19 protein-coding genes and 1 tRNA gene are annotated in these 21,093 nt (G+C 66.5%); 14 read left to right on the top strand and 6 right to left on the bottom strand.

Translation table 11 applies throughout. The features are described 5' to 3' along the window. From ACQR1E_RS24425 to chpT, 3 genes are all read right to left on the bottom strand, one after another. A partial coding sequence (locus ACQR1E_RS24425; protein WP_316194032.1) for a chemotaxis protein CheW occupies window positions 1–245 on the bottom strand: 245 nt, incomplete at its 3' end. Window positions 246–271: 26 nt separating this feature from the next. Next, window positions 272–3,040, bottom strand: a complete 2,769-nt coding sequence (locus ACQR1E_RS24420) for a hybrid sensor histidine kinase/response regulator (protein ID WP_315714011.1) — start codon at window positions 3,038–3,040, stop codon at window positions 272–274. Between the two features lie 243 nt (window positions 3,041–3,283). After that, complete coding sequence (chpT, locus tag ACQR1E_RS24415; protein WP_315752676.1) at window positions 3,284–3,946, bottom strand: histidine phosphotransferase ChpT; 663 nt, start codon at window positions 3,944–3,946, stop codon at window positions 3,284–3,286. Between the two features lie 232 nt (window positions 3,947–4,178). Between chpT and cysQ the strand changes: the two genes are divergently transcribed. Next, window positions 4,179–5,012 (top strand): 3'(2'),5'-bisphosphate nucleotidase CysQ, encoded by an 834-nt coding sequence (gene cysQ / locus ACQR1E_RS24410; RefSeq protein WP_315752675.1) that lies wholly within the window; start codon window positions 4,179–4,181, stop codon window positions 5,010–5,012. Window positions 5,013–5,027: 15 nt separating this feature from the next. On the opposite strand, the gene ACQR1E_RS24405 is transcribed toward cysQ, so the two are convergent. Continuing rightward, on the bottom strand, window positions 5,028–5,534 hold the full coding sequence (locus tag ACQR1E_RS24405; RefSeq protein WP_315752674.1) for a YHS domain-containing (seleno)protein: 507 nt from the start codon (window positions 5,532–5,534) through the stop codon (window positions 5,028–5,030). A gap of 119 nt (window positions 5,535–5,653) precedes the next feature. Between ACQR1E_RS24405 and ACQR1E_RS24400 the strand changes: the two genes are divergently transcribed. From ACQR1E_RS24400 to ACQR1E_RS24350, 11 genes are all read left to right on the top strand, one after another. Continuing rightward, window positions 5,654–6,280, top strand: a complete 627-nt coding sequence (locus ACQR1E_RS24400; protein WP_315714007.1) for a DUF1134 domain-containing protein — start codon at window positions 5,654–5,656, stop codon at window positions 6,278–6,280. Between the two features lie 144 nt (window positions 6,281–6,424). Then, on the top strand, window positions 6,425–7,711 hold the full coding sequence (locus ACQR1E_RS24395; RefSeq protein WP_315714006.1) for a hypothetical protein: 1,287 nt from the start codon (window positions 6,425–6,427) through the stop codon (window positions 7,709–7,711). A gap of 238 nt (window positions 7,712–7,949) precedes the next feature. Next, window positions 7,950–8,024 (top strand) — tRNA-Val (locus ACQR1E_RS24390). Window positions 8,025–8,195: 171 nt separating this feature from the next. Continuing rightward, window positions 8,196–8,561, top strand: coding sequence for a hypothetical protein (locus ACQR1E_RS24385; protein WP_315752732.1), 366 nt, complete (start codon window positions 8,196–8,198; stop codon window positions 8,559–8,561). Window positions 8,562–8,656: 95 nt separating this feature from the next. Then, entirely contained in the window at window positions 8,657–9,049 is a 393-nt protein-coding gene (locus ACQR1E_RS24380) for a FixH family protein (RefSeq protein WP_315714005.1), read from the top strand. 76 nt (window positions 9,050–9,125) lie between these two features. Then, window positions 9,126–10,550 carry an efflux RND transporter periplasmic adaptor subunit gene (locus ACQR1E_RS24375; RefSeq protein WP_434897661.1) on the top strand — a complete coding sequence of 475 codons (1,425 nt, stop codon included), beginning with the start codon at window positions 9,126–9,128 and terminating at the stop codon, window positions 10,548–10,550. After that, a complete protein-coding gene (locus ACQR1E_RS24370) occupies window positions 10,547–13,717 on the top strand; it encodes an efflux RND transporter permease subunit (RefSeq protein WP_434897660.1) in 3,171 nt (1,056 codons plus the stop codon). Before ACQR1E_RS24375 ends, ACQR1E_RS24370 begins: the two co-directional genes overlap by 4 nt. 153 nt (window positions 13,718–13,870) lie before the next feature. Then, window positions 13,871–14,587 (top strand): Spy/CpxP family protein refolding chaperone, encoded by a 717-nt coding sequence (locus tag ACQR1E_RS24365; protein WP_316175444.1) that lies wholly within the window; start codon window positions 13,871–13,873, stop codon window positions 14,585–14,587. 217 nt (window positions 14,588–14,804) lie between these two features. Beyond that, entirely contained in the window at window positions 14,805–15,083 is a 279-nt protein-coding gene (locus ACQR1E_RS24360) for a metal/formaldehyde-sensitive transcriptional repressor (protein WP_315714001.1), read from the top strand. A 7-nt stretch (window positions 15,084–15,090) separates the two neighbouring features. Next, complete coding sequence (locus tag ACQR1E_RS24355; protein ID WP_434897659.1) at window positions 15,091–16,155, top strand: urease accessory protein UreH domain-containing protein; 1,065 nt, start codon at window positions 15,091–15,093, stop codon at window positions 16,153–16,155. A gap of 276 nt (window positions 16,156–16,431) precedes the next feature. Continuing rightward, the gene (locus ACQR1E_RS24350) at window positions 16,432–16,986 is read left to right on the top strand and encodes a hypothetical protein (protein WP_315713999.1); all 555 of its coding nucleotides are present in this window, start codon (window positions 16,432–16,434) and stop codon (window positions 16,984–16,986) included. Between the two features lie 119 nt (window positions 16,987–17,105). Here the strand turns inward: ACQR1E_RS24350 and ACQR1E_RS24345 are convergent, their stop codons facing one another. Together ACQR1E_RS24345 and ACQR1E_RS24340 are read right to left on the bottom strand one after the other, a co-directional pair. Next, window positions 17,106–17,621: a hypothetical protein gene (locus ACQR1E_RS24345; RefSeq protein ID WP_315713998.1), complete on the bottom strand. Its 516-nt coding sequence runs from the start codon at window positions 17,619–17,621 to the stop codon at window positions 17,106–17,108. Between the two features lie 130 nt (window positions 17,622–17,751). Further along, on the bottom strand, window positions 17,752–19,299 hold the full coding sequence (locus tag ACQR1E_RS24340; protein WP_434897658.1) for an acetolactate synthase large subunit: 1,548 nt from the start codon (window positions 19,297–19,299) through the stop codon (window positions 17,752–17,754). Between the two features lie 278 nt (window positions 19,300–19,577). On the opposite strand from ACQR1E_RS24340, the gene ACQR1E_RS24335 reads away from it, so the two are divergent. Both ACQR1E_RS24335 and ACQR1E_RS24330 read left to right on the top strand, forming a co-directional pair. After that, window positions 19,578–20,150 (top strand): L,D-transpeptidase, encoded by a 573-nt coding sequence (locus tag ACQR1E_RS24335; protein WP_316201373.1) that lies wholly within the window; start codon window positions 19,578–19,580, stop codon window positions 20,148–20,150. A gap of 21 nt (window positions 20,151–20,171) precedes the next feature. Further along, complete coding sequence (locus ACQR1E_RS24330; RefSeq protein WP_410051222.1) at window positions 20,172–21,014, top strand: DUF2927 domain-containing protein; 843 nt, start codon at window positions 20,172–20,174, stop codon at window positions 21,012–21,014. Window positions 21,015–21,093: the final 79 nt, after the last annotated feature.

The raw sequence follows: 21,093 nt of genomic DNA, 5'->3' as shown, positions 1-21,093 counted from the left end.
GGCGGCTTGCCGTCCTCGGCGCGGGCAAGGCCGAGCCGCGCCCGCATGTCGACGACGGTCACGATGCGGCCGCGCAGGTTCAGGACCCCGGCGATCTCCGCCGATGACAGCGGCACCCGCGTCACCCGCTCCGGCATGAACACGTCCTGTACCCGGGAGATCGGCAGGCCGAACAGCTGGCCGCCGATCATCGCAGTGACGTATTCGACGGCGGCGCCCTCGGTGGTTTCGATCTTGCTGCTCATCGCACGCTACTCCTGTCCGCTTGCTGTCACGCGGCCCGCCGGTTGGCTTCGGCGCGGGCACGTTCCTCGATCTGTTCCTTCAGCGCCGCGATCAGGCCGGGCCGGTCGAACTTGGCGATGTAGTCGTAGAGGCCGGCCTGGCGGCCGCGCTCGATCGCCGCCGGCGACACCAGCGACGACACCGCGATGACCGGCATCTGGCTCAGGTTCTGGTCGGCGCGGATCGCCTCGGTGAACTCGAAGCCGTTCATCTCCGGCATCTCGATGTCGGTGACGACGATGTCGAAGCTGTGCCCGGAGCGCAGCGTGGCCAGGCCCTCGATCGCCGAGGCCGCCGTGCGCACCTTGTAGCCGGCCGACTTCAACACCGGCGCCAGCATGTTGCGGAAGAACGGCGAGTCGTCGACCAGCAGCACCGACTGCGTCTGCGCGTCGGTGTGCATCTCCTTGCGGATGAACCAGTCGGCGAAGGCCATCGGCAGGAAGTGGCCGACGTCGATCACCTCGGTCGCCTGGCCCTTGATCACCGCCGAGCCGAGGATGCCATCCTTGGCGCCGGAGACCTGGATGTTGAGCCGCTCCTCGACGATGTCGATGATCTCGTCGACCACGAGGCCCATCGCGCGGGTCTCGTCGGCGAACACCAGGATCGGCTGCGAGCCCGACGTCTGCACCGACACGCCTTCCATCTGCACCAAGGGCATCAGCTGGTCGCGGTACTGCACCATGTAGCGGCCGTTGGAGATCTCGATCTTGTCGGCCGCGATCTCCTCCAGGCGCGTGACCAGCGCCAGCGGCACCGCCTTGGGCTGCGCCGTGCCGGCGCGGAACACCAGCAGCGAGGTGAGCTGCTCGCCGCCGATGGCGTGATGCGCGGCGTGCTCGTCGGACACCGCCTGCGAGGCCGAGCCGGCGGCGCCGAGCGCTTTCGCAATGCCGTTCGGATCGATGATCATGATCACGGCGCCGTCGCCCAGGATGGTGTTGCCCGAGAACATGTCGATGTGACGCAGCTTGGTCGACATCGGCTTGACCACGATTTCCTCGGTGTGGAACACGCAGTCGACCACGATGCCGAAGGTCTGGTTGCCGACCTGCGTCACCACGATGAAGCCGTTCTCCGGATCGGTCGACGAGCCGTCGTCGATCTTCAGGAGCTTCTTCAGATGCATCAGCGGCAGCAGCTTGTTGCGCAAGCGCAAGACCGCGGTGTCCTTGATGCGCTCGATGCGGTGCTCGGAGTTGGCGCGCGCACGCACCAGCTCGACGACCGACAATTGCGGGATCGCGAAGCGGTCGCCGCCGGCTTCGACGATCAGCGCCGAGACGATCGCGAGCGTCAGCGGGATCTTGATGGTGACCGAGGTGCCCTCGCCGAGCACCGACTTGATGTCGATGGTGCCGCCGATCTGGTCGATGTTGGTGCGCACCACGTCCATGCCGACGCCGCGGCCCGAGACCGAGGTGACGGCGGCCGCGGTCGAGAAGCCCGGCTCGAAGATGAACTTGTGGATCTGCGCTTCCGTCATCTTCTCGAGCTCGGCCTCGGTGACGAGGCCGTTCGCCAAGGCCTTGGCCTTGATGCGCTCGGTGTTGAGGCCGCGGCCGTTGTCGGCGATGCAGATGATGATATGGCCGCCTTCGTGATAGGCGGACAGCCGGATGGTGCCCTGCTCGGCCTTGCCGGCCGCGGCGCGCTCGGCCATCGTCTCCAGGCCGTGATCGGCGGAGTTGCGCACCATGTGGGTGAGCGGGTCCTTGATCAGGTCGAGCACCTGGCGGTCGAGCTCGGTGTCGGCGCCGTGCATCTCGAGCTCGATCTGCTTGCCGAGTTCGGTGGCGAGGTCGCGGACGATGCGCGGCAGCTTCTGCCAGGCATTGCCGATCGGCTGCATGCGCGTCTTCATGACGCCCTCCTGCAGCTCGGCGGTGACGTTGGACAGCCGCTGCAGCGGCACCTTGAACTCGGTGTCCTCGTTGCGGCGGGCGATCTCCAGGAGCTGGTTGCGCGTCAGCACCAGCTCCGAGACCATCGTCATCAGATGTTCGAGCGTGTCGACGTTGACGCGGATCGACTGGTTGGCGACCTTGTCGTTCTCGTGCACCTCGCCGTCGGCATTGACCTTCGGCCGCGCCGCCTTCTTCGGCTCGGCCTTGGCCTCTGCTTCCGCCTTGGCAGGCCCGGCCTTGGCGACCGGCGCCGGGGCAGCGGCCTTGGGCTCAGGCGCCTTCTCATGCGCGGGCGGCAACTCGATCGCGGTCTCGCGGAAGGCCCGCTCGAGTTCGTCGAGCGACACTTCGCCCGGACGCAGCGGACGCTCCAGCGTCTGGTCGATCAGCGAGCCGTGCGTCACCGCGGGGGCGGGCGGCGCGGCCGGCACCAGCGGCGGGGCCGCTTCGCCCGCGGCCATCGCCGCCATGCCGCGCTCGACCATCGCCTCGAGCTCGCTGATGAGGTCGCGGTCCTCGCCCTCGGGCTCGGCCTCGTTGGCCTCGAGCTGTCCCAGGATGTCCTTGATGCGGTCGATCGTGGTCAGGATCAGCGTCACGGCCTCGCCGGTCACCGGCATGCCGTCGCGGAATTTGCCCATCAATGTTTCGGCGGCGTGCGCCAGCGCCTCGAGCCGTGGCAGGCCGAGGAAACCGCAGGTCCCCTTGATCGTGTGCACCAGCCGGAAGATGTTATCGAGGATCTTGGCGTTGTTCGGCTCCTGCTCGAACCGCACCAATTGATTGTCGACGGTATCCAGGCTCTCGCTGGTCTCCGTCAGGAACTCACGCAACAGGTCATCCATGAAACTGGCCTTCGCACGCAACGGAACGCGACATGACGCGCCCTTCAAACCGTGGCCAGTTTCGGTGCAAAGCGTTTAATATTAGTTGAGTAAGCGCAAATGAACGGACTCAACAAAGAGATAAGATGCATCCGGACAAATTCGGACACATCGGCAAGGCTTGATTAACCATGGTGAATGGATTGTTGCGTCTGTCCCACGACACGAGGTCGCAGGGACTGACGCGGCAGGACGTCCGCCCGATCAGGCCGCCTGCACGACCATCGCATTGCCGTCGGCGGTGAGCGTCACCTTGAGGCCGCAGGCATCGGCGAGCAGACGGGTGTAGTAGGGCTGCACCGCGTGGGCATCGATGGTCGATTGCAAGTCGCCACCGAGCAGATTGACGATGTTCTGCGGCAGCCGGGCATTGAGCCCGGTGGCGGCGACACGGAAGCTCATGGTCTCGCCATCGCCGATCGGGTCGACGGTCAGCATGCCGCCGCGCGGGATCGTCTGCTGCGCCACCACCATCATGTTGAGCAGCAGCTTGACCCGGTTCTTGGGCAACAGCAGCCGCGGCAGATTCCAGGTGATTGAGGTCTTGGCGTCCTCGATGTGGCCGCGCGCCATGGTCTGGGCGTCGCCGAGATCGATCTGCGCGCCCGCAGAGCCGGCCGCACCAAAGGCGAGGCGGCAGAATTGCAGCCGGGCCGACGCCGTCTTGGCGCTCTTGCGGATCAGCTCCAGCGCGAAGTCGCGATCCTCCGGCTTCGGATTGTCGTCGAGCACCTCGAGCCCATTGACGATGGCCCCGACCGGACTAATCAGGTCGTGGCAGACCTTCGAGCAGAGCAGAGCGGCAAGTTCGAGCGTATCGGGAGCGGGTATCGGATTGGCGATCTCGGGAGAGGACGTGCCGGACATTCGATGTTCCTGAAATCCGCGAACCTGGGCGAATCATGCTTGCGTTAACGCTTGATACACTGCGAAAGCATGGACCGCCACCGAACTGAGAGCGGCACACGGGAAAGTACGTAGCGGTTTTCCCGGCAGCCGCAATGAACGTGCGAACGGCCGTACCCGGATGCGCCGGGCGCCAGAACAGGGATACGATGATGCCAGCTGCGTACGGAACGGCCGGAAGGAGCACCGCGCAATGACGACGGCACCGACTGCAGGAACCGTCGGGGTCGAGGCCGCCGCGGCGCTGATGACGCCCCTGACGGAGCTCGTCGTCGAGGCGGCCTACGCGATCCTCGCCGTCAACCGGCGCGCCATGGCCGTCACCGACAAATCCGACGGCTCGCCGGTCACCGAGGCCGATCTTGCCGCCGACCGGGTCATTGCCGAGGGGCTGGCGCGGCTGGCGCCCGCGATTCCCGCGCTGTCGGAGGAGCGGGTCGGAACGAGCGCAGGACCGTTCGAGGGCAGCTTCTTCCTGATCGATCCGCTCGACGGCACCAAGGAGTTCGTCGCCGGGCGCGGCGAGTTCACGGTCAATCTGGCGCTGGTTACCGACGGTAGCCCGCTGCTCGGCATCGTCTGCGCGCCGGCCATTGGCCAGATCTGGCGCGGCCTGGTCGGCCTTGGCGCCGAGCGGCTGTCGTTCACCGAGACGGGTCTGGCGGCCGCCGAGCCGATCCGCACCCGGCCGATGCCGCCGCAAGGCGCGGCATGGGTCGCCGCGGTCAGCCGGTCGCATGGCGATGCCCGCACCGAAGCCTTCATTGCGGCGCGTCCGGGCGCGGTCCGCCTGCCGCTCGGCTCGGCCGTGAAGTTCGGCCGGCTCGCCGAAGGTCTGGCCGACATCTATCCGCGGCTCGGCCCGACCTCGGAATGGGACGTGGCGGCAGGCCACGCCGTGGTCGCAGCCGCCGGCGGCACCGTCACCAGCGAGACCGGCGCGCCGTTGCGCTATGGCGAGCGCCCCGACGGCTTCATCGTGCCGTCCTTCATCGCCTGGGGCGACCCGGCTGCGGTGAAGGTTTGAGACAGCCCTGCCGCGCTATTGCGGCAGGTCGCCCTCGAGCGCCGGCCAACGGGCCTCCGCACCCGGCAGATAGCGGCTCGGGTCGGCCGCGAAAGCGTCGCGGCTCTCTTCGCGGTTGAACAGGAACAGCCGTTCCTCGACCACGACGAAGAAGCGCGGGTTGCCGGCCACCGTCACGCCGCGAGCCACATCGGTCGGGTCGTAGCCGCCGAATTGCGGGCCATAGACCTCCGGATGGGCCAGGAACGAGGCGCGATTGCCCTCGTTGCGAAACCGCCAGACCACTCCACCCTGGGACGCCTCGAAATCCGGCAGCCCCGGCATGGCCCTGCCATCCACGAAATAGGAAACAGGGTCGAAGCCGTCGATCGCCAGCCCGCTGAAGCGGTCGGAGATGATGCGCTGCGTCGTGGCCGCCGGCGCGCCGACCGGCGGCAGCGCAGCGAGCGCGATAGCGGCAATTACAAGGCGAAACAGCGACTTTGACCCGGTCTGGGGCGGTTGTTGCCGTTGTGCGGTCATAGTTGGTGCCGATAACATGGGAGTCGCAGGGGCATCGCCCCTCGCCCGACAATCGCCCGATGTGATTGGCGTCAGGTTAAGGCGAGGCTCGGGCAGCCGATAGCAGGGGATTTCCATCGATGAGTTTCGCATCCCGCCTTGCCGCCACGACGTTCGCGGCCGTGCTGGCCATGACCGCGTCGGTCGCCGCGCAGCAGGCGCCCCCGCCTGCCGCGCCGCCGTATCAGCAGCCCGCCCCCCCGCCGCGCCCTGCGCCGAGCCCGGACAGCTTCAACCCGGACGAGCTCGTCAATGCCGGCCACCGCTTCTTCGGCAACGTCTCGCGCGGCCTCGCCTCGGTGATCGAGCGCGCCGTCAGCCAATGGGGCCTGCCGAATGGCTACATCCTGGGTGAGGAAGGCGCCGGTGCCTTCGTCGCCGGTCTCCGTTACGGCGAAGGCACGCTCTACACCAAGAACGCCGGCGACCTCCGCGTCTATTGGCAGGGCCCCTCGCTCGGCTTCGACTGGGGCGGCGACGGCGCCCGCACCATGACGCTGGTCTACAACCTGCCGGCCACCAGCGCGATCTACCAGCGCTTCGTCGGCATCGACGGCTCGGCCTATATCGTCGGCGGCTTCGGCATGACGGCGCTCACCGCCAACAACATCGTGCTGGTCCCGATCAGGTCCGGCATCGGCCTGCGGCTCGGCGCCAATGTCGGCTACCTCAAGTTCACGCCGAGCGCGACCTGGAACCCGTTCTGAGGCCGCCGCCGATACCGCCAATTGATGCCGCGAGGACACGTTCTCCCGTGACGGATCAAGGTTAACACGGCATTGGGCTGGCGTTGAATCAGCCCGCCGTGCATTGTGATTCCGTTAATCATTTCTGACCGGGAGTTGTGCGTCATGGTCGAGCCGATCATGTATTTTGCGATCGGTTTTCTGATCGCCATGCTCTGTGCGCTGATGATCGTGCCGCTGGTGCACAATCGTGCGGTGCGGCTGACGACGCGCCGGCTCGAGGCGGCGACGCCGCTGTCGATGGCCGAGATCCAGGCCGACAAGGACCAGCTGCGCGCGGAGTTCGCGATGTCGGCGCGGCGGCTGGAGATGAGCGTCGACGCGCTCAAGAACAAGGCCACCGGCCAGCTCGCCGACCTCGGCAAGAAGACCGACGCCATCAACCGCATGAAGATCGAGCTCGGCGAGAAGAACGCCGCGATCTTTGCGCTGGAGGCGCGCGAGAAGGCGCTGAAGGATCAGCTGCGCGCCACCGAGGAAGAATTCGCCGCCAAGACGGAGGCGCTGCGCGCCGCCGAGCAGGCGCTGAAGGAGAAGCAGGCCGAGCAGGTGCGCCTGACTGCCGAGCTCAACGACAAGGCTTTGCTGGCCGACAGCCGGCAGGTCGAGCTGGTGTCCGTTAGGACCCAGGTCGAGGAGCTGCGCAGCCGCGTGGCCGACGCCGAGAAGGAATTCTCCGCGACCCAGACGCGGCTCGCGCTGGAGCGCGACGAATCCGACACCGCGACCAAGGCGCTCAACGACGCCCGCGCGCGGGTCGAGAATCTCAGCCAGCGCGTCACCGAGCTCGACCGCCAGCTGATCGTCCAGGTCAAGGAAGCCGAGATGCTGGCGAGCCGCGTCGCCGACCTCGAGGGCCGGCTGTCGACCCAGGGCAAGCTGCTTGCCGAACGTGATTTCGAGAACAACCAGTTGCGCGAGGCCAACGTGGCCGCCGACCGCGCCTTGAAGGAGCTGCGCGAGGAGCTGGCCGGCATGGGCAGCGGCAAGTCGGCCGCGTTCGAGCGGCTCAAATCCGAGAAGGCCGCCCTCGAACAGCAGCTGCAGGCCGCCCGCGACGAGCGCACCAAGCTGCAGCGCGAGATGAACGCCATCCAGCAGCAGGCCGAGAGCACCTGGGCCCAGGAGCGGATGGAGAACGCGCTGTTGCGCGAACGTATCAACGACATCGCCGCCGAGGTCGCCAAGCTCGCGATGCAGATCGAGGGCCCGAACTCGACGATCGAGGCCATGCTGGCCGCCGAGCCGGCCCCCGCCAAGCCTGCCAACGCCAATGGCGTCGCCGCGGCGCCGGCTGCTGCGGCCGGCGGTGCGCCCCAGGGCGGTACCCTGGCCGACCGCATCCGCGCGCTGCAGTCTCATGCCTCGCGAGCACGGCAGCTCGGGGCCTGAGGCCGCCGGATCGGAGCCGAGTGCGGCGGATATCTGCCCCTCGCTTCAGTATGGAGGCCGGCCCGCGAGAGGGCCGGTTTCGGCCCCGATCGAGGACGGGCCACCGCACCCCGGCAGTTTTCCTCGCCATCTCCGCCGCAAATCCTTGACACCCCCTGCCCGCGCTTCGTAAATCGCGGGCTCCGACGGACTGCTTCGGCGGCTCGCTGGCTCACAGCCACGACCGCCACCGGCAACCGGGCGCATAGCTCAGCGGGAGAGCGTTCCCTTCACACGGGAGAGGTCCAAGGTTCGATCCCTTGTGCGCCCACCATTTGCCGTCCCCATCCTTTTCCTTTCATGCGATCGCTTGTGCTGGTTTGGCCCGTCGTCATGCCTCCGGCGACGCGATGGTCACGCAGGATTGAGCGGGATCAACGACTGCGTCGGCGCCTGGCTTATGTTAGCTGTCTCGCTCTGCGACCGGAAAGGTAACTCCATCTCGATGCGGCTCGTCCGTACCATCCTGGCGTTCGCGATTGCCCTGTCCGTGGCGATGCTGCCGATCGGCGCATCGGCGGCTGTGATGGCGTCGTCGGACGAGATGCAGACGAGCATGCAGATGGACGACGGGGCCGGCATGTCGATGGACGAATGCTGCCCCGACGACATGAAGGGCACCGGCTCTCCGTCGCACAACACCAAATGCAGCATGGGTTTCTGCTGCGCGGGAGGGACGGTTGCGCTCGGCGATGTCAGGGCCGTTGCCTTCGCGCCCCTCGCCGTGAGCGCGACCAGGATCGCCATTCCCGCCGATCAGGTCGCTTCCCTTCACAGCGGCAGTCCTCCGTTCCGACCTCCTCGAGTCTGATCTCGCACGAGCCGACGCGCACAATGTCTGCGCGCCGATGACTGACGTGCGCGCCGCGGGCGCCACGGCCGAGATCCATTCATGAGGACAGGACCATTCTTTCCAGAATCAGCACCGCGGCCCTCGCCGCCACCCTTTCGCTCGCCGCACCGGCCGCCATCGCCGGCGCCGCCGACTACAGCTTCGAGCCCGTCACGGCCGAGATGAAGAAGGGCGACGACGTCACGGTCGCCGTTCGTCTCACCCATAAGCAGACCGGCAAGGCCGTAACTGACGCGGTCATTTTCAAGACACGCGTCGACATGGCGCCGGACGGGATGGCCGACATGGTGTCGGAGGTGGCGCCGCTGCCGTCCAAGGAGCCCGGCGTCTACGCCTTCAAGACCGACCTGCCGATGGCCGGGCGCTACCAGGTCACACTCTCCGCGAAGGTGCAGGGCGAGCCGGAGACGGTCACCGGCAAGGTCGTCGTCAAGGCGACGAAGTGAGCCTGCGGGGCGCTCCCCGACGAGCGCCCCGCCCTTCCCAACGGATCGCGCGCGTCGCGCGCCTCACGGTGATGTCATGAACACATTGCGTCTGCTCGCGGCCGTTACGCTCGGCGCCGGCCTTGGTTTGGGTGGTCTCTGGTCGATCCAGACATCGCCGCCGTCGCTCCGCCCCCATCTTGCCGCCACGGCGGCGGAGCGGATGCCGCTGTATTATCGCGATCCCAGCGGCGCCCCTGCCTGGTCGGCAGGCCCCAGGAAGGACGAGCGCGGGCGGGACTACCTGCCGGTCTACGACGACGATCAAGCCGCGCCCGCCCCCGCCAAGCCGACGCAGCAGGCGGACTCCTCGCGCCGGATTCTCTACTACCGCAATCCCATGGGCCTGCCTGACACGTCGCCTTCTCCGAAGAAGGACCCGATGGGAATGGACTACGTTCCCGTCTACGAGGGCGACGATGCCGAGGATGGCGTGGTGAAGCTGTCGCCCGGCAAGATCCAGCGGACGGGCGTGAGATCCACGCCGGTCGAGCGGCGCACGCTCCGCATCGCCGTCAAGGCACCGGGAACGATCCAGCTCGACGAGCGCCGAGTCTCCGTGATCGCGATGCGGGCCGAGAGCTTCGTGCAGAAGGTCGCCGACGTGACCACGGGCACGCGCGTAAAGGCGGGCCAGCCGCTGATGGAGATCTACAGCTCTGCGATGGCCGCGGCCGCAGCCGAGTATCTCTCCACCATCAATTCCAGCATCGTCGGCGGCAACGCAACCTACGGCCGCGGCGCGCGCCAGCGCTTGACCAATCTGGACGTCCCGGAGCCGGTGATCATGGCGATGGAGAGGTCGCGCGTCGCACCGATCACGGTTCAATGGTCGGCGCCGCGCGATGGCGTCGTGCTGGAGCGCAATGCGACCGAAGGCATGCGCGCCAATCCGGGCGACGTGCTGTTCCGGATCGCCGACATCTCGACGGTCTGGGCCTTGGTCGATGTCGCCGAACGCGACCTCGGCAGCATCGCCGTCGGACAGCCCGTGACGATCCATGCGCGCAGCTTCGCGGGCCGAACCTTCGCCGGCTCGATCGCAGTCGTCTATCCCCAGGTGAACAAGGACACGCGGACGGCGCGCCTACGGATCGAGCTCGCCAATCCGGACCTCGCGCTGCTCCCCGACATGTATGTCGATGCCGAGATCGACACCGCGGACCCGGCGCCGCTCTTGGCCGTGCCCGCTGATGCCGTGCTCGACACCGGCAGGCGCCAGGCGGTCCTCATCGACAAGGGCGGCGGCCGCTACGAGCCGCGCGCCGTGACGCTCGGCCGGCGCGGCGCCGGCTATGTCGAGGTGCGCGATGGCCTGTCGGATGGCGAGGCGGTCGTCACCTCGGCCAACTTCCTGATCGACGCCGAAAGCAACCTGAAGGCCGCGCTGAAGAGCTTCGCGGACGCCGACGAAGCGCAATCCGCCGGCAGCGACCACGCCGGCATGGGAGACCACAAATGATCGCCCGCATCATTGCCTGGTCGGCGCGCAACCTGCTGCTGGTCCTGTTCGGGACCGGCTTCGCCGCAGCAGCCGGGCTCTACGCACTCATTCACCTGCCGCTCGACGCAATTCCCGATCTGTCGGACACCCAGGTGATCGTCTACACCGAGTATCCCGGTCAGGCGCCTGAGGTCATCGAAGACCAGGTCACCTATCCCCTGACGACCGCGATGCTCACGGTGCCGAAGTCGAAGGTCGTGCGCGGCTTCTCGTTCTTCGGCGTGTCGTTCGTCTACGTCATCTTCGAAGACGGCACCGACATCTACTGGGCGCGCTCGCGCGTGATGGAGTTCCTGAACAGCGCCGCCTCGCGGCTTCCGGCGGGGGTCACGCCGACGATCGGGCCGGACGCGACCGGCGTCGGCTGGGTCTATCAATACGCCGTCATGTCGAAGGAGCTGAATCTCGCCGACACCCGCACGATCCAGGACTGGAACCTGAAGTTCGCGCTCGCCAAGGCCGAGGGTGTCGCCGAGGTCGCGAGCATCGGCGGCTTCGTCAAGCAGTACAACGTCGTGCTCGATCCGCAGCGCATGCGCGACCGCGGCATCAGCCTGCAGAAGATCCGCGACGCGATCCGCGCCAGCAATGCCGATGTCGGCGGCCGGACGGTCGAGCTGTCCGAGTTCGAATACGTCATCCGCGGCAAGGGCTATCTGAAGAGCATCAACGATCTCGGCAACATCGTGCTCAAGAGCTCAGGCGGCACGCCCGTGCTGCTGCGCGACGTCGCCAATGTCGAGCTTGGCCCCGACGAACGGCGCGGCATCGCCGAGCTCAATGGCGAGGGCGAGGTCGCCAGCGGCATCGTACTACAGCGCTTCGGCGTCAACGCGCTCGACGTGATCGAGAACGTCAAGAAGCGCCTGCATGAGATCGCGAGCAGCCTGCCCAAATCGGTCGAGATCGTTCCGGTCTACGACCGCTCGAACCTGATCTATGCCGCCATCGACACGCTGAAGCACACGCTGCTCGAGGAGAGCATCGTCGTCGCCTTCGTCTGCATCGTGTTCCTGCTGCACGTCCGCAGCGCCCTGGTCGCCATCCTGATGTTGCCGGTCGGCGTGCTGATGGCGTTCGGCGCGATGAAGCTGCTCGGACTCGGCTCGAACATCATGAGCCTGGGGGGCATCGCGATCGCGATCGGCGCCATGGTGGATGCCGCGATCGTCATGATCGAGAACGCCCACAAGCATCTGGAGCGTGCCGAGCCCGACGCATCACGCGTCCAGATCCTGATCGACGCGGCCGCGGAGGTCGGCCCCGCCCTGTTCTTCAGCCTGCTGATCATCACCGTGTCGTTCATGCCGATCTTCACGTTGGAATCGCAGGAGGGCCGGCTGTTCAGCCCGCTCGCCTTCACCAAGACGTTCTCGATGGCGGCAGCGGCGCTACTCTCGGTGACGCTGGTGCCGGCGCTGATGGTGATCTTCGTGCGCGGCAGGATCGTTCCCGAGCATCGCAATCCGATCAACCGCTTGCTGATCTGGATCTACCGGCCGGTCATCAAGGGTGTGCTGCGGGCCAAGACGCTCGTGATCCTCGCCGCGGCCGCCGTGCTCGCCATCACCGTCTGGCCGGCACGCCAGCTCGGCACCGAATTCATGCCGAGCCTGAACGAGGGCACCCTGCTGTACATGCCGACCACCCTGCCCGGCATCTCCGTCACCAAGGCCGCCGAGCTGATGCAGATGCAGGATCGGATCATCAAGTCGTTCCCCGAGGTCGCCTCTGTCTACGGCAAGGCCGGGCGGGCGGCGACCGCCACCGACCCTGCGCCAACCGAGATGTTCGAGACGGTCGTCAACCTCAAGCCAAGGGAGCAGTGGCGTCCCGGCGTCAAGATCGACAGCCTCGTTGCCGAGATGGACAAGGCGCTGCAATTCCCCGGCGTCTCCAACGCCTGGACCATGCCGATCAAGGCTCGCATCGACATGCTCTCGACCGGCATCCGCACGCCGATCGGCGTCAAGGTGATGGGAACGGACCTCACCGAAATCGATCGGCTGGCGAAGCAGATCGAGCGGGTGATCAAGACCGTGCCCGGAACGTCCTCGGCCTATGCCGAGCGCGGCATCGGCGGCTATTATCTCGAGATCACGCCCGACCGCGAGGCCCTCGCCCGCTACGGCCTGCTAATCCAAGACGTCCAGGATACGATCGCCGCCGCGCTCGGCGGCCAGACGGTCACCACCACGGTGGAGGGCCGGCAGCGCTTCAGCGTGAACATGCGCTATCCGCGCGATCTCCGCGACAATCCGAAGGCCATCGCCAGCGACGTCCTGGTGCCGATGCCCTCGGGCGGCGCCGTGCCGCTCGGCGAGGTCGCCAAGATCAATCCGGCACGAGGCCCCACCTCGATCCGCACCGAGAACGGCCAGCTCGCGACCTACATCTATGTCGACATCCGCGACCGCGACATCGGCAGCTACGTCGCCGACGCGCAGCGCGCCGTCACCGAAAGCATTCAGTTCCCGGCCGGGTACTACGTGGTCTGGAGCGGGCAGTACGAATATCTGCAGCGGGCCGCCGCCCGGCTCAAGATCGTCATCCCTGTCACACTCACCATCATCTTCCTGCTACTGTATCTGAACTTCAGGGCCATGACCGAAACCCTGATCGTGATGCTGTCGCTGCCGTTCGCGCTGGTGGGCGGCATCTGGATGATGTGGTGGCTCGGCTTCAATCTGTCGGTCGCCGTCGCCGTCGGCTTCATCGCGCTTGCCGGCGTCGCCGCAGAGACCGGCGTCGTGATGCTGATCTATCTCGATCACGCGCTGGCCGCGGTGAAGGCGAGGGGCAGCGTCGAGGGCCGTCAGCTGAATCGGCAGGATCTCCAGGACGCGATCATGGAAGGCGCGGTCGAGCGCGTGCGCCCGAAGATGATGACCGTTGTCGCGATCATGGCGGGCCTGTTGCCGATCATGTGGAGTACGGGCACAGGGTCAGAGATCATGCAGCGCATCGCCGTGCCGATGATCGGCGGCATGATTTCGTCGACCCTTCTCACCCTGATCGTGATTCCGGCCATCTTCGGCCTGGTCAAGGGACGCAGCCTGTCGACCAGAACGGGGACGACGGCAGATGCCTCGGGCGGGTCGCAGGACGTGCAAAGGGCAGCTTGATCCACCGACCGCGAGAGGAGCGACGATGAGAAATTTCGCGACAGGAGCTCCGGTGGTCGCGGCGGCGCGGCGAAGGCGCCCGATCACGGTCAGCGACTAGCCGTACCGGCGCTGACAACGAACGATCGTCACCCCTGAGCCCGCCGACCGTTGATGTGGATCAACCTGAATGGCCCACGTCTGGCCATTGTTGATCGCCCCCTGAAGGAGGACTTGGTCATGCAAAAATTGCCCCTGGCTTTTCTGTTGGCGTTTTCTGCTTTGGCGCATCCCGCCTTTGCTCAATCCTCTAGTGACCATTCGGCCCATCATCCTGATCAGAAGGAAGCGCCAGCAACTGATGCCGGCAAATCGACCAGCGGGGCGAGTTCGTCACAGACCATGATGGGCGGCGGCATGATGAAGATGATGGACGGCATGCCGATGTCCAACATGATGCCGATGATGTCCGGCATGACGCGGCCGTCCGACGATTGTATGGGCGGCATGGAGGTGCTCGATCATGTGGAGGGACGGATCGCGTTCCTGCGGGCGGAGCTCAAGATCACGGACGCCCAGATGCCGGCATGGAACAGTTTCGCCGACGCGTTTCGCGCGCGTGCGAAGACGCTCGGCGATCTGCGGACTGCGATGATGTCGCAGGCCGGCTCGGAGACGGTGCTCGACCAGCTGACCGCACAGGAAAAATCGCTATCGGCTCGCCTCGACGCCACGCGAGCGATCAAGACCGCCCTGAGCGACCTCGTCGCAACCTTTTCCGACGAGCAGCGAAAGGTGGCCGACGAACTGCTCGCGCCCAATCTCGCCATGCCGCCGATGGGGATGCGGGGCGGCCGAATGAGCTCCATGCGGATGCAGCGGGGCCATTAGGAGAGGACCTGCTCCATGAAGCCGTCGACTCCGCCTCCGCCTGGCGGTCGTCAATCCGAACGGGGGATCCGCGGCGCTCGTCGGTTTCGTGCAATGACCGGTACGACGGGGTTGCCTGGGGCCGATCGGCAAGCGGATACGCCGCGAGCGTCGCATTCGACGTCTGCGGTCGACATGGGAAGTTGACCTATATAGGGTACCCCCCTATATTATCCCGATGTCGCACACCATCAAACACAAGTCCAAGCTCCTCGCACGGGTCCGGCGCATCAAGGGCCAGATCGATGCGGTGGAGCGCGCGCTCGAAGCGGAGTTGGGCTGCGCCGACGTGCTCATGCTCGTCGCGTCGGTCAGGGGCGCAATCGGAGGCCTGACCACCGAGCTGCTGGAAGATCACATCCGGCACCATGTCGTGGACCCCGCCCACGAAAGCGATCCCGACAAAGCCAAGGGCGCCGCCGACCTGATCGAAGTGGTCCGGACCTATCTGAAGTGAGACTGGCATGACCGATCTGTCTCAACTGCTCCAGCAAGGCAGCGCGCATGCGTGGCTGTTCGTGCCCAGCGCGATTGCCCTGGGTGCGCTGCATGGCCTGGAGCCCGGTCATTCCAAGACCATGATGGCCGCCTTCATCGTCGCAATCCGCGGCACCGTCCTGCAGGCCGTGCTGCTCGGCCTCTCGGCGACCATCTCCCACACCGCGATCGTATGGGTGATCGCACTCGCCGGTCTTCACTTCGGTCAGGAGCTTTCGGGCGAGCGCAGCGAAGCCCTTCTGCAACTGATCTCGGCCGTCGTCATCATCGGCATCGCGGCCTGGATGGTCTGGCGCACCTGGCGGGACCAGAGTGGACACCATGACGATCATCACCATCACGACGCGCTGCGATCGGTCGCGCTTGCCGGCCACGCGCTGTCGGTGGAGATCTTCGAAGATGGCGTGCCGCCGCGTTGGCGGATCCGGAACGAGACCGGCGCACTCCCACCCGCCGATACGCTCCACGTCACGACCGTTCGTGGAGACGGCCACGAGCAGCAGTTCAGTTTCCGGGCCAGCGGCGACGCCTTGGAGAGCATCGAGGAGATCCCCGAGCCGCACGCGTTCAAGGCACGCATCACGCTTGCTGGCGCCTCCGTCGAGATCCTGTTCGAGGAGCACACCCACGATCACATGGACCTCGGCGACGAGGACGATGCCCATGCGCGCGCCCACGCCGACGACATTCGACGGCGCTTCGCCGGCCGTACGGTCACGACCGCACAGATCGTCCTCTTCGGACTGAGCGGCGGTCTGATCCCTTGCCCCGCCGCCATCACGGTCCTGCTGTTGTGCCTTCAACTGAAGCAGTTCAGCCTGGGCTTCATCCTGGTGCTCTGCTTCGGCATCGGCCTGGCCATCACCATGGTGTCCGTCGGTGTTCTGGCCGCACTCAGCCTTCGGCATGTCGAGCGCCACTGGTCCGGCTTCAGCCGCCTCGCGCACCAGGCGCCCTATCTCTCGGCTGCTCTGATCGTACTGGTCGGGACCTATACGGGTTGGCTGGGACTGCACCAACTGATGACTTGAGGCGAAAGCGCGACCTAAGCCGATGCGGCGCCACAGAGGATTCATGGGCGAATTTGTCCCTGAATGTCGGCCGGACTAGCCTCTCATCGGCAGATCGAACCGCCGCCGATCGATCGCCTCGCGCTCCGACAGTCCCGCCGCCCGCGCAGAGATCCGGCGCGTAGATCTGACAGCGGCGCTCCTGGCTCTCCGTAGCGGCGTCGATGCGAGATCATCGATGTCGCGCGCAGCTTCCAGGCAGCGCCCGAGCTTGGCGGGAATGCCGAGGTCCTGGTCGTGGGCTCGAGCGACCTCCGCCAGGATCTCGGCACCGCGCTGAGGCCGATTGGCATGACATTCATTCCCATGACGCCGCGAGCCCACCGCATCGCGATGAGAGCCCGAAGCTCGCAGCCGCAGTTGGAGGCTGCTGCGTCGATGCACTGGGCCAAATTGGCCTCGCTCACCCGCGCATGGGCTCCCTGCGTCCGGCACAATCGTCACAGAATGCCCTCGCCGCTGCCCGTGCCGCCGGTGCAAGTCGGCTTTTGCGGGGCGGAACTCTCACGTTTTCCTGATTCCTGCGTCAGAACGCCGCTGGTCGAATTCGCCTATGGTCCGGCGCGTTTCCAACCCACGGAGGTTTTCCGCATGCGTAAACTGATCATCGCTACCGCCGCCCTCGCGTTCGTCTCGTCGGCCGCTCTTGCCCAGTCCACCGAGAAGCCGATGACGACCACCGGCCAGTCGGCGAAGAGCGGCGACGCCATGGGCGGGGGCGACGACATGAAGATGAGCAAGACGAAGAAGAAGTCGGCGAAGAAGTCGTCCGGCGACGCCATGTCGAAGTAAGGCGTGGGAGCGCCTGTCCGCAGGCTCCACATGCGCGACGAGATCGGGCCGCTCCTCTCAGGGGCGGTCCTTGTTCATTCGCGTCGACCGGCGATCGCGCACCTCTTCTGCGAGATGTCTCAGCCGGCGGCGAGTCCCATCTGCTGCAATCGCCCCGCGAACCAGGCCGACAAGACCGGATCGATCCGGGCGCCGACATAGACCTCCGGCGTGATCACGCTGCGGCGGTCGAGAATCACCAGCACGCCGATCCAATAGGCGAACCACAGATGCGGATCGGTCAGCGCCATCAGCTTGTGGCGGTCATGCGCCAGCGGCTGGTGGTTGCCGGCCTTGCGGACCTCGATCGCCAGCAGATTGTCGGGCACGGCACGCTTGTGCACGACGATGTCCGGGTAGACCGATTTTCCCAGCTCGTCGTCGGTCGAGACGATGGTGCCACGCGGCAGCAGCATGGCGCGGTCGCCGAGCCGGTTGTAATCGCAATCGACGTCCCACCCCAGGAAGTTGCGTTCGAGATGCACCGCCAGCCGATGCGTCAAGGCGCGCTCGCCGAGATCACGGTCGAGGATGAAGCGCTCGCGCGCATAGAACTCCTGCAGCGCAGAGATCAGCCGGTTCAATTCACTGTGCATGCCGCTCAGATACAGGAGAGAAGGACACCTCACCATCAACACGCGATCGGCGTGAGTCGCCAACCCCATAAATGAGGCGATGCGCCTTCCCTCGGCCGGCGGCCGTTTTGCGGCCGCCAGCGTTGCGGATTTACATCTGCACTTCGATCAGGCGCGGACCATAATCGGCGTTCGCCTCGGCCAGCGCGGCATTGAACTCGTCGGCCGAGGTGACAGCGCGGCCAGGGACGCCCATGCCCTTGGCCATGGCGACGAAGTCGAGCGTCGGACGGTCGATCTTGAGCATGTCCTGGGCGCGCTGGCCGGGCTCGCCGGCGCCGACGCCGTCGAACTCGCCGCGCAGGATCTGGTAGATCCTGTTGGCGAACACCACCGTGACGACGTTGAGGTTCTCGCGCGCCTGGGTCCACAGCGACTGGATCGTGTACATCGCGCTGCCGTCGCCCACGAGGCACATGACCTTGCGGTCCGGGCAGGCCACCGCGGCGCCGGTCGCGACCGGGGTCGAGAAGCCGATCGAGCCGCCCATGTTCTGCAGCCAGTCATGCGGCTTGGCGGCCGCTGTCGGCGGGAAGAAGCCGCGGCCCGTGGTGATGGATTCGTCGACGACGATCGCGTTCTCGGGGATCGCATAGGCGATCGCCTGGGCGATGGTGGTGTGGTTCAGCGCGCCGGTGGGCTTGATCAGCTCGGCGAGCGGCTGCGGCTTCACGTCGGCCGGCTTGGCGCCGAGATGGCCGGCCAGCGCCTCGAGCGCCGCGGCCGAGTTCTCGCCCCAGGCGGTCATGCGGTGTACCTCGGTGCCCTCGGCCTTGAGCATGCTCGGCTTGTTCGGATAGGCGAAGAAGGCGACGGGGTCGTTGGCCTCGACCAGCACGATGTGCTTGTAGTTCTTCAGGATCGGCAGCGCCTGCTCGATCACGTAAGGGATGCGGTCGATCGAGAAGCGGCCGGCGCCGCGCGCCATGCGCGGGTGATAGGTCTGGCCCATCACGCGGCAGCCGGTCTTGCCGGCAATCTGCTGGGCGAAGGTCAGCGCCTGCTCGGTCAGCGCGCCCGCCGTCATCAGCACCAGGGTCTCGGGGCCGTGGGCATGCAGGATCTTGGCCGCCTTCTCCACCGCGTCAGCCGAATAGCTCGGGCGCTGCGCCTCTCCCGGAACCTGGGCAATGCCGTCGGCCTCGTTCCAGGCGGTGTCGGCGGGCAGGATCAGGGTGGCGATCTGCGGCGGCGCGCTCCTGGCGGCGGCGATCGCGGCGGCGCCGTCGGCGGCCACAGCCTTGGCGCTCGGCGAGGTCCGCACCCAGTCCGACATCGGCCGCGCCAGGCCCTCAATGTCCGAGGTCAGCGGCGCGTTGAAGCCGATGTGGTAGGTGGCGTGCTGGCCGACGATGTTGACGATGCCCGAGCGGGCCTTCTTGGCGTTGTGCAAATTGGCAAGGCCGTTGGCGAGGCCGGGGCCGAGATGGAGAAGCGTCGAGGCCGGCGTGCCCTTCATGCGGAAATAGCCGTCGGCGGCGCCGGTCACCACGCCTTCGAACAGGCCGAGCACGCAGCGCATGCCCTCGACACGGTCGAGCGCGGCGACGAAGTGCATCTCGGAGGTGCCCGGATTGGTAAAGCAGACGTCAACGCCGCCCGCGACCAGGGTCCGCACCAGGCTTTCCGCACCGTTCATCCTATTCTCCTGCTGATTCCGCGCGCCATTTGCAATGCTGGGCAGATCAATCATTGTTCGCCCGCGGCGTCAAAGGGGCTGGCCGCATTGCTGCCATCGCCGCGGTGCTCATGCGCGGGCTTGGCTAACAGGATGTTGGTCCAGGACGCGCGCGATTTTCCGTGGGATTTGGGTCACGGACCGTCGCCACATACCGGCCTCACGCCGCCGTGGGTTGCGAAGTGCAACCGTTTATGGCCTGTCTGCGAACGGAATTTGATGTTTGCCAGGGGATGGAAATGAAGCGCTGTTTGGCTTTGGGAATTGCTGCGGTCGCGTCGGTGGCAAGCGCCGGGATGGCGCGGGCGGAAATGTTCGACACCAGGGACCTCTTCGGCGGCGGGCCGAACTTCTACCAGAGCGGCGTGAGCCCGATTCCGCGCCAGACCGTGATGTTCCAGAGCCAGTATGCGCCCGGCACGATCATCGTGAACACCAGCGAGCGCCGGCTCTATCTGGTCCTGCCCGGCGGCCAGGCGTTGCGCTACGGCATCGGTGTCGGCCGTGACGGGTTCCGCTGGAGCGGCGTGCACCGCATCACCGCGAAGAAGGAATGGCCGGCCTGGACCCCGCCGTCGCAGATGCTGCGGCGCCGGCCCGACCTGCCGCGCCACATGGCCGGCGGCATCGAGAACCCGCTCGGCGCCCGCGCGATGTATCTCGGCTCCACGCTGTACCGCATCCACGGCTCGAACGAGCCCGAGACGATCGGCCAGGCGGTATCGTCGGGCTGCTTCCGCATGACCAATGACGACGTCGCCGACCTCTACGACCGCGTCTCGGTCGGCACCACCGTGATCGTCAAGAACTGAGAGCCGCACGCGACCACGACGATGAGGCAATGTCACAGCGCGCATCCTCGCCGGCAGCACCGGTGCTCCGGGCGTCCCCTGCGGAGCGCGGTGGCTGCCGCGCTGGCTGCGCTCGTGACCGTGGTGGTCCCGCTGCCGGCGTCGGCCGCCGAAATTCCGGCGATCGCCGCCCGCCAGCGCATCGAGAAGAAGAGCTTCACCGACGCCGAGATCACCGACGGCTTCTTCAAGACCGCCTTCGGCGCCGAGTATCACCTGGCGGGCCGGGTTGACCGCATCCGGAAATACAGCGCGCCGGTGCGGGTGTTTGCCGACGGCCGCCGCGCCGACCGCAAGGCGCAGCTCGCCAAGGTCGTCAAAGATATCGCCGCCCGCATCCGCAACCTCGACATTGCGATGACCGAGACCGACGGCGACGCCAATGTCCGCGTCAAGCTGGTGCGCGACCGCGACCTCTACCACACCATCAGCCAGGCCTATGGCAGCGAGCGCGCGCGCGAGATCAAGACCTCGCTGGATCCGCAATGCCTGTCCGGCTTCCGCAAGAACGAGGCGTTCGAGATCGAGCGCTCCGACGTCATTCTGACCGTCGACAACGGCGATTTCGTCTTTCTCGACTGCGCCTATGAGGAGCTGCTGCAGTCGCTCGGGCCGATCAACGACACCTCGAGCGTGCCCTGGACGATGTTCAACGACAACGTCTCGATGGGCTATTTCGACGTCTACGACCAGTACATCCTCAACCTGCTGTACGACCCGCGCGTCAAGGCCGGCATGACGCTCGCCGACGTCAAGGCGGTGCTGCCGGACGTGCTGGTCGATGTGCGGGCCTGGGTGAGGAAGACCAACAATCTGGCGGAGTGAGCGGTCGGTTGATCCGAACGCGCTTGTGATCGCCTCATTGAGAGCCCGGACGCCGCCTCAGCCTCCGCTGTCGTCCCTG

Origin of the sequence: Bradyrhizobium sp. HKCCYLRH1030 (assembly GCF_051168395.1) — a bacterium.
Taxonomy (GTDB): Bacteria; Pseudomonadota; Alphaproteobacteria; order Rhizobiales; family Xanthobacteraceae; genus Bradyrhizobium.
The sequence above is the reverse complement of the archived record's forward strand: the minus strand, read 5'-3'. Positions and strand labels throughout refer to the sequence as shown.

Excerpts from the sequence above, each read along its gene's own strand:
- ACQR1E_RS24355 (WP_434897659.1), top strand. The coding sequence starts at position 15,091 with ATGACCGATCTGTCTCAACTGCTCCAGCAAGGCAGCGCGCATGCGTGG.
- ACQR1E_RS24395 (WP_315714006.1), top strand. The coding sequence starts at position 6,425 with ATGGTCGAGCCGATCATGTATTTTGCGATCGGTTTTCTGATCGCCATG.
- ACQR1E_RS24360 (WP_315714001.1), top strand. The coding sequence starts at position 14,805 with ATGTCGCACACCATCAAACACAAGTCCAAGCTCCTCGCACGGGTCCGG.
- ACQR1E_RS24335 (WP_316201373.1), top strand. The coding sequence starts at position 19,578 with ATGAAGCGCTGTTTGGCTTTGGGAATTGCTGCGGTCGCGTCGGTGGCA.
- chpT (WP_315752676.1), bottom strand. The coding sequence starts at position 3,946 with ATGTCCGGCACGTCCTCTCCCGAGATCGCCAATCCGATACCCGCTCCC.
- ACQR1E_RS24375 (WP_434897661.1), top strand. The coding sequence starts at position 9,126 with ATGAACACATTGCGTCTGCTCGCGGCCGTTACGCTCGGCGCCGGCCTT.
- ACQR1E_RS24330 (WP_410051222.1), top strand. The coding sequence starts at position 20,172 with ATGAGGCAATGTCACAGCGCGCATCCTCGCCGGCAGCACCGGTGCTCC.
- ACQR1E_RS24370 (WP_434897660.1), top strand. The coding sequence starts at position 10,547 with ATGATCGCCCGCATCATTGCCTGGTCGGCGCGCAACCTGCTGCTGGTC.
- cysQ (WP_315752675.1), top strand. The coding sequence starts at position 4,179 with ATGACGACGGCACCGACTGCAGGAACCGTCGGGGTCGAGGCCGCCGCG.
- ACQR1E_RS24345 (WP_315713998.1), bottom strand. The coding sequence starts at position 17,621 with ATGCACAGTGAATTGAACCGGCTGATCTCTGCGCTGCAGGAGTTCTAT.
- ACQR1E_RS24365 (WP_316175444.1), top strand. The coding sequence starts at position 13,871 with ATGTGGATCAACCTGAATGGCCCACGTCTGGCCATTGTTGATCGCCCC.
- ACQR1E_RS24340 (WP_434897658.1), bottom strand. The coding sequence starts at position 19,299 with ATGAACGGTGCGGAAAGCCTGGTGCGGACCCTGGTCGCGGGCGGCGTT.
- ACQR1E_RS24385 (WP_315752732.1), top strand. The coding sequence starts at position 8,196 with ATGCGGCTCGTCCGTACCATCCTGGCGTTCGCGATTGCCCTGTCCGTG.
- ACQR1E_RS24400 (WP_315714007.1), top strand. The coding sequence starts at position 5,654 with ATGAGTTTCGCATCCCGCCTTGCCGCCACGACGTTCGCGGCCGTGCTG.
- ACQR1E_RS24420 (WP_315714011.1), bottom strand. The coding sequence starts at position 3,040 with ATGGATGACCTGTTGCGTGAGTTCCTGACGGAGACCAGCGAGAGCCTG.
- ACQR1E_RS24405 (WP_315752674.1), bottom strand. The coding sequence starts at position 5,534 with ATGACCGCACAACGGCAACAACCGCCCCAGACCGGGTCAAAGTCGCTG.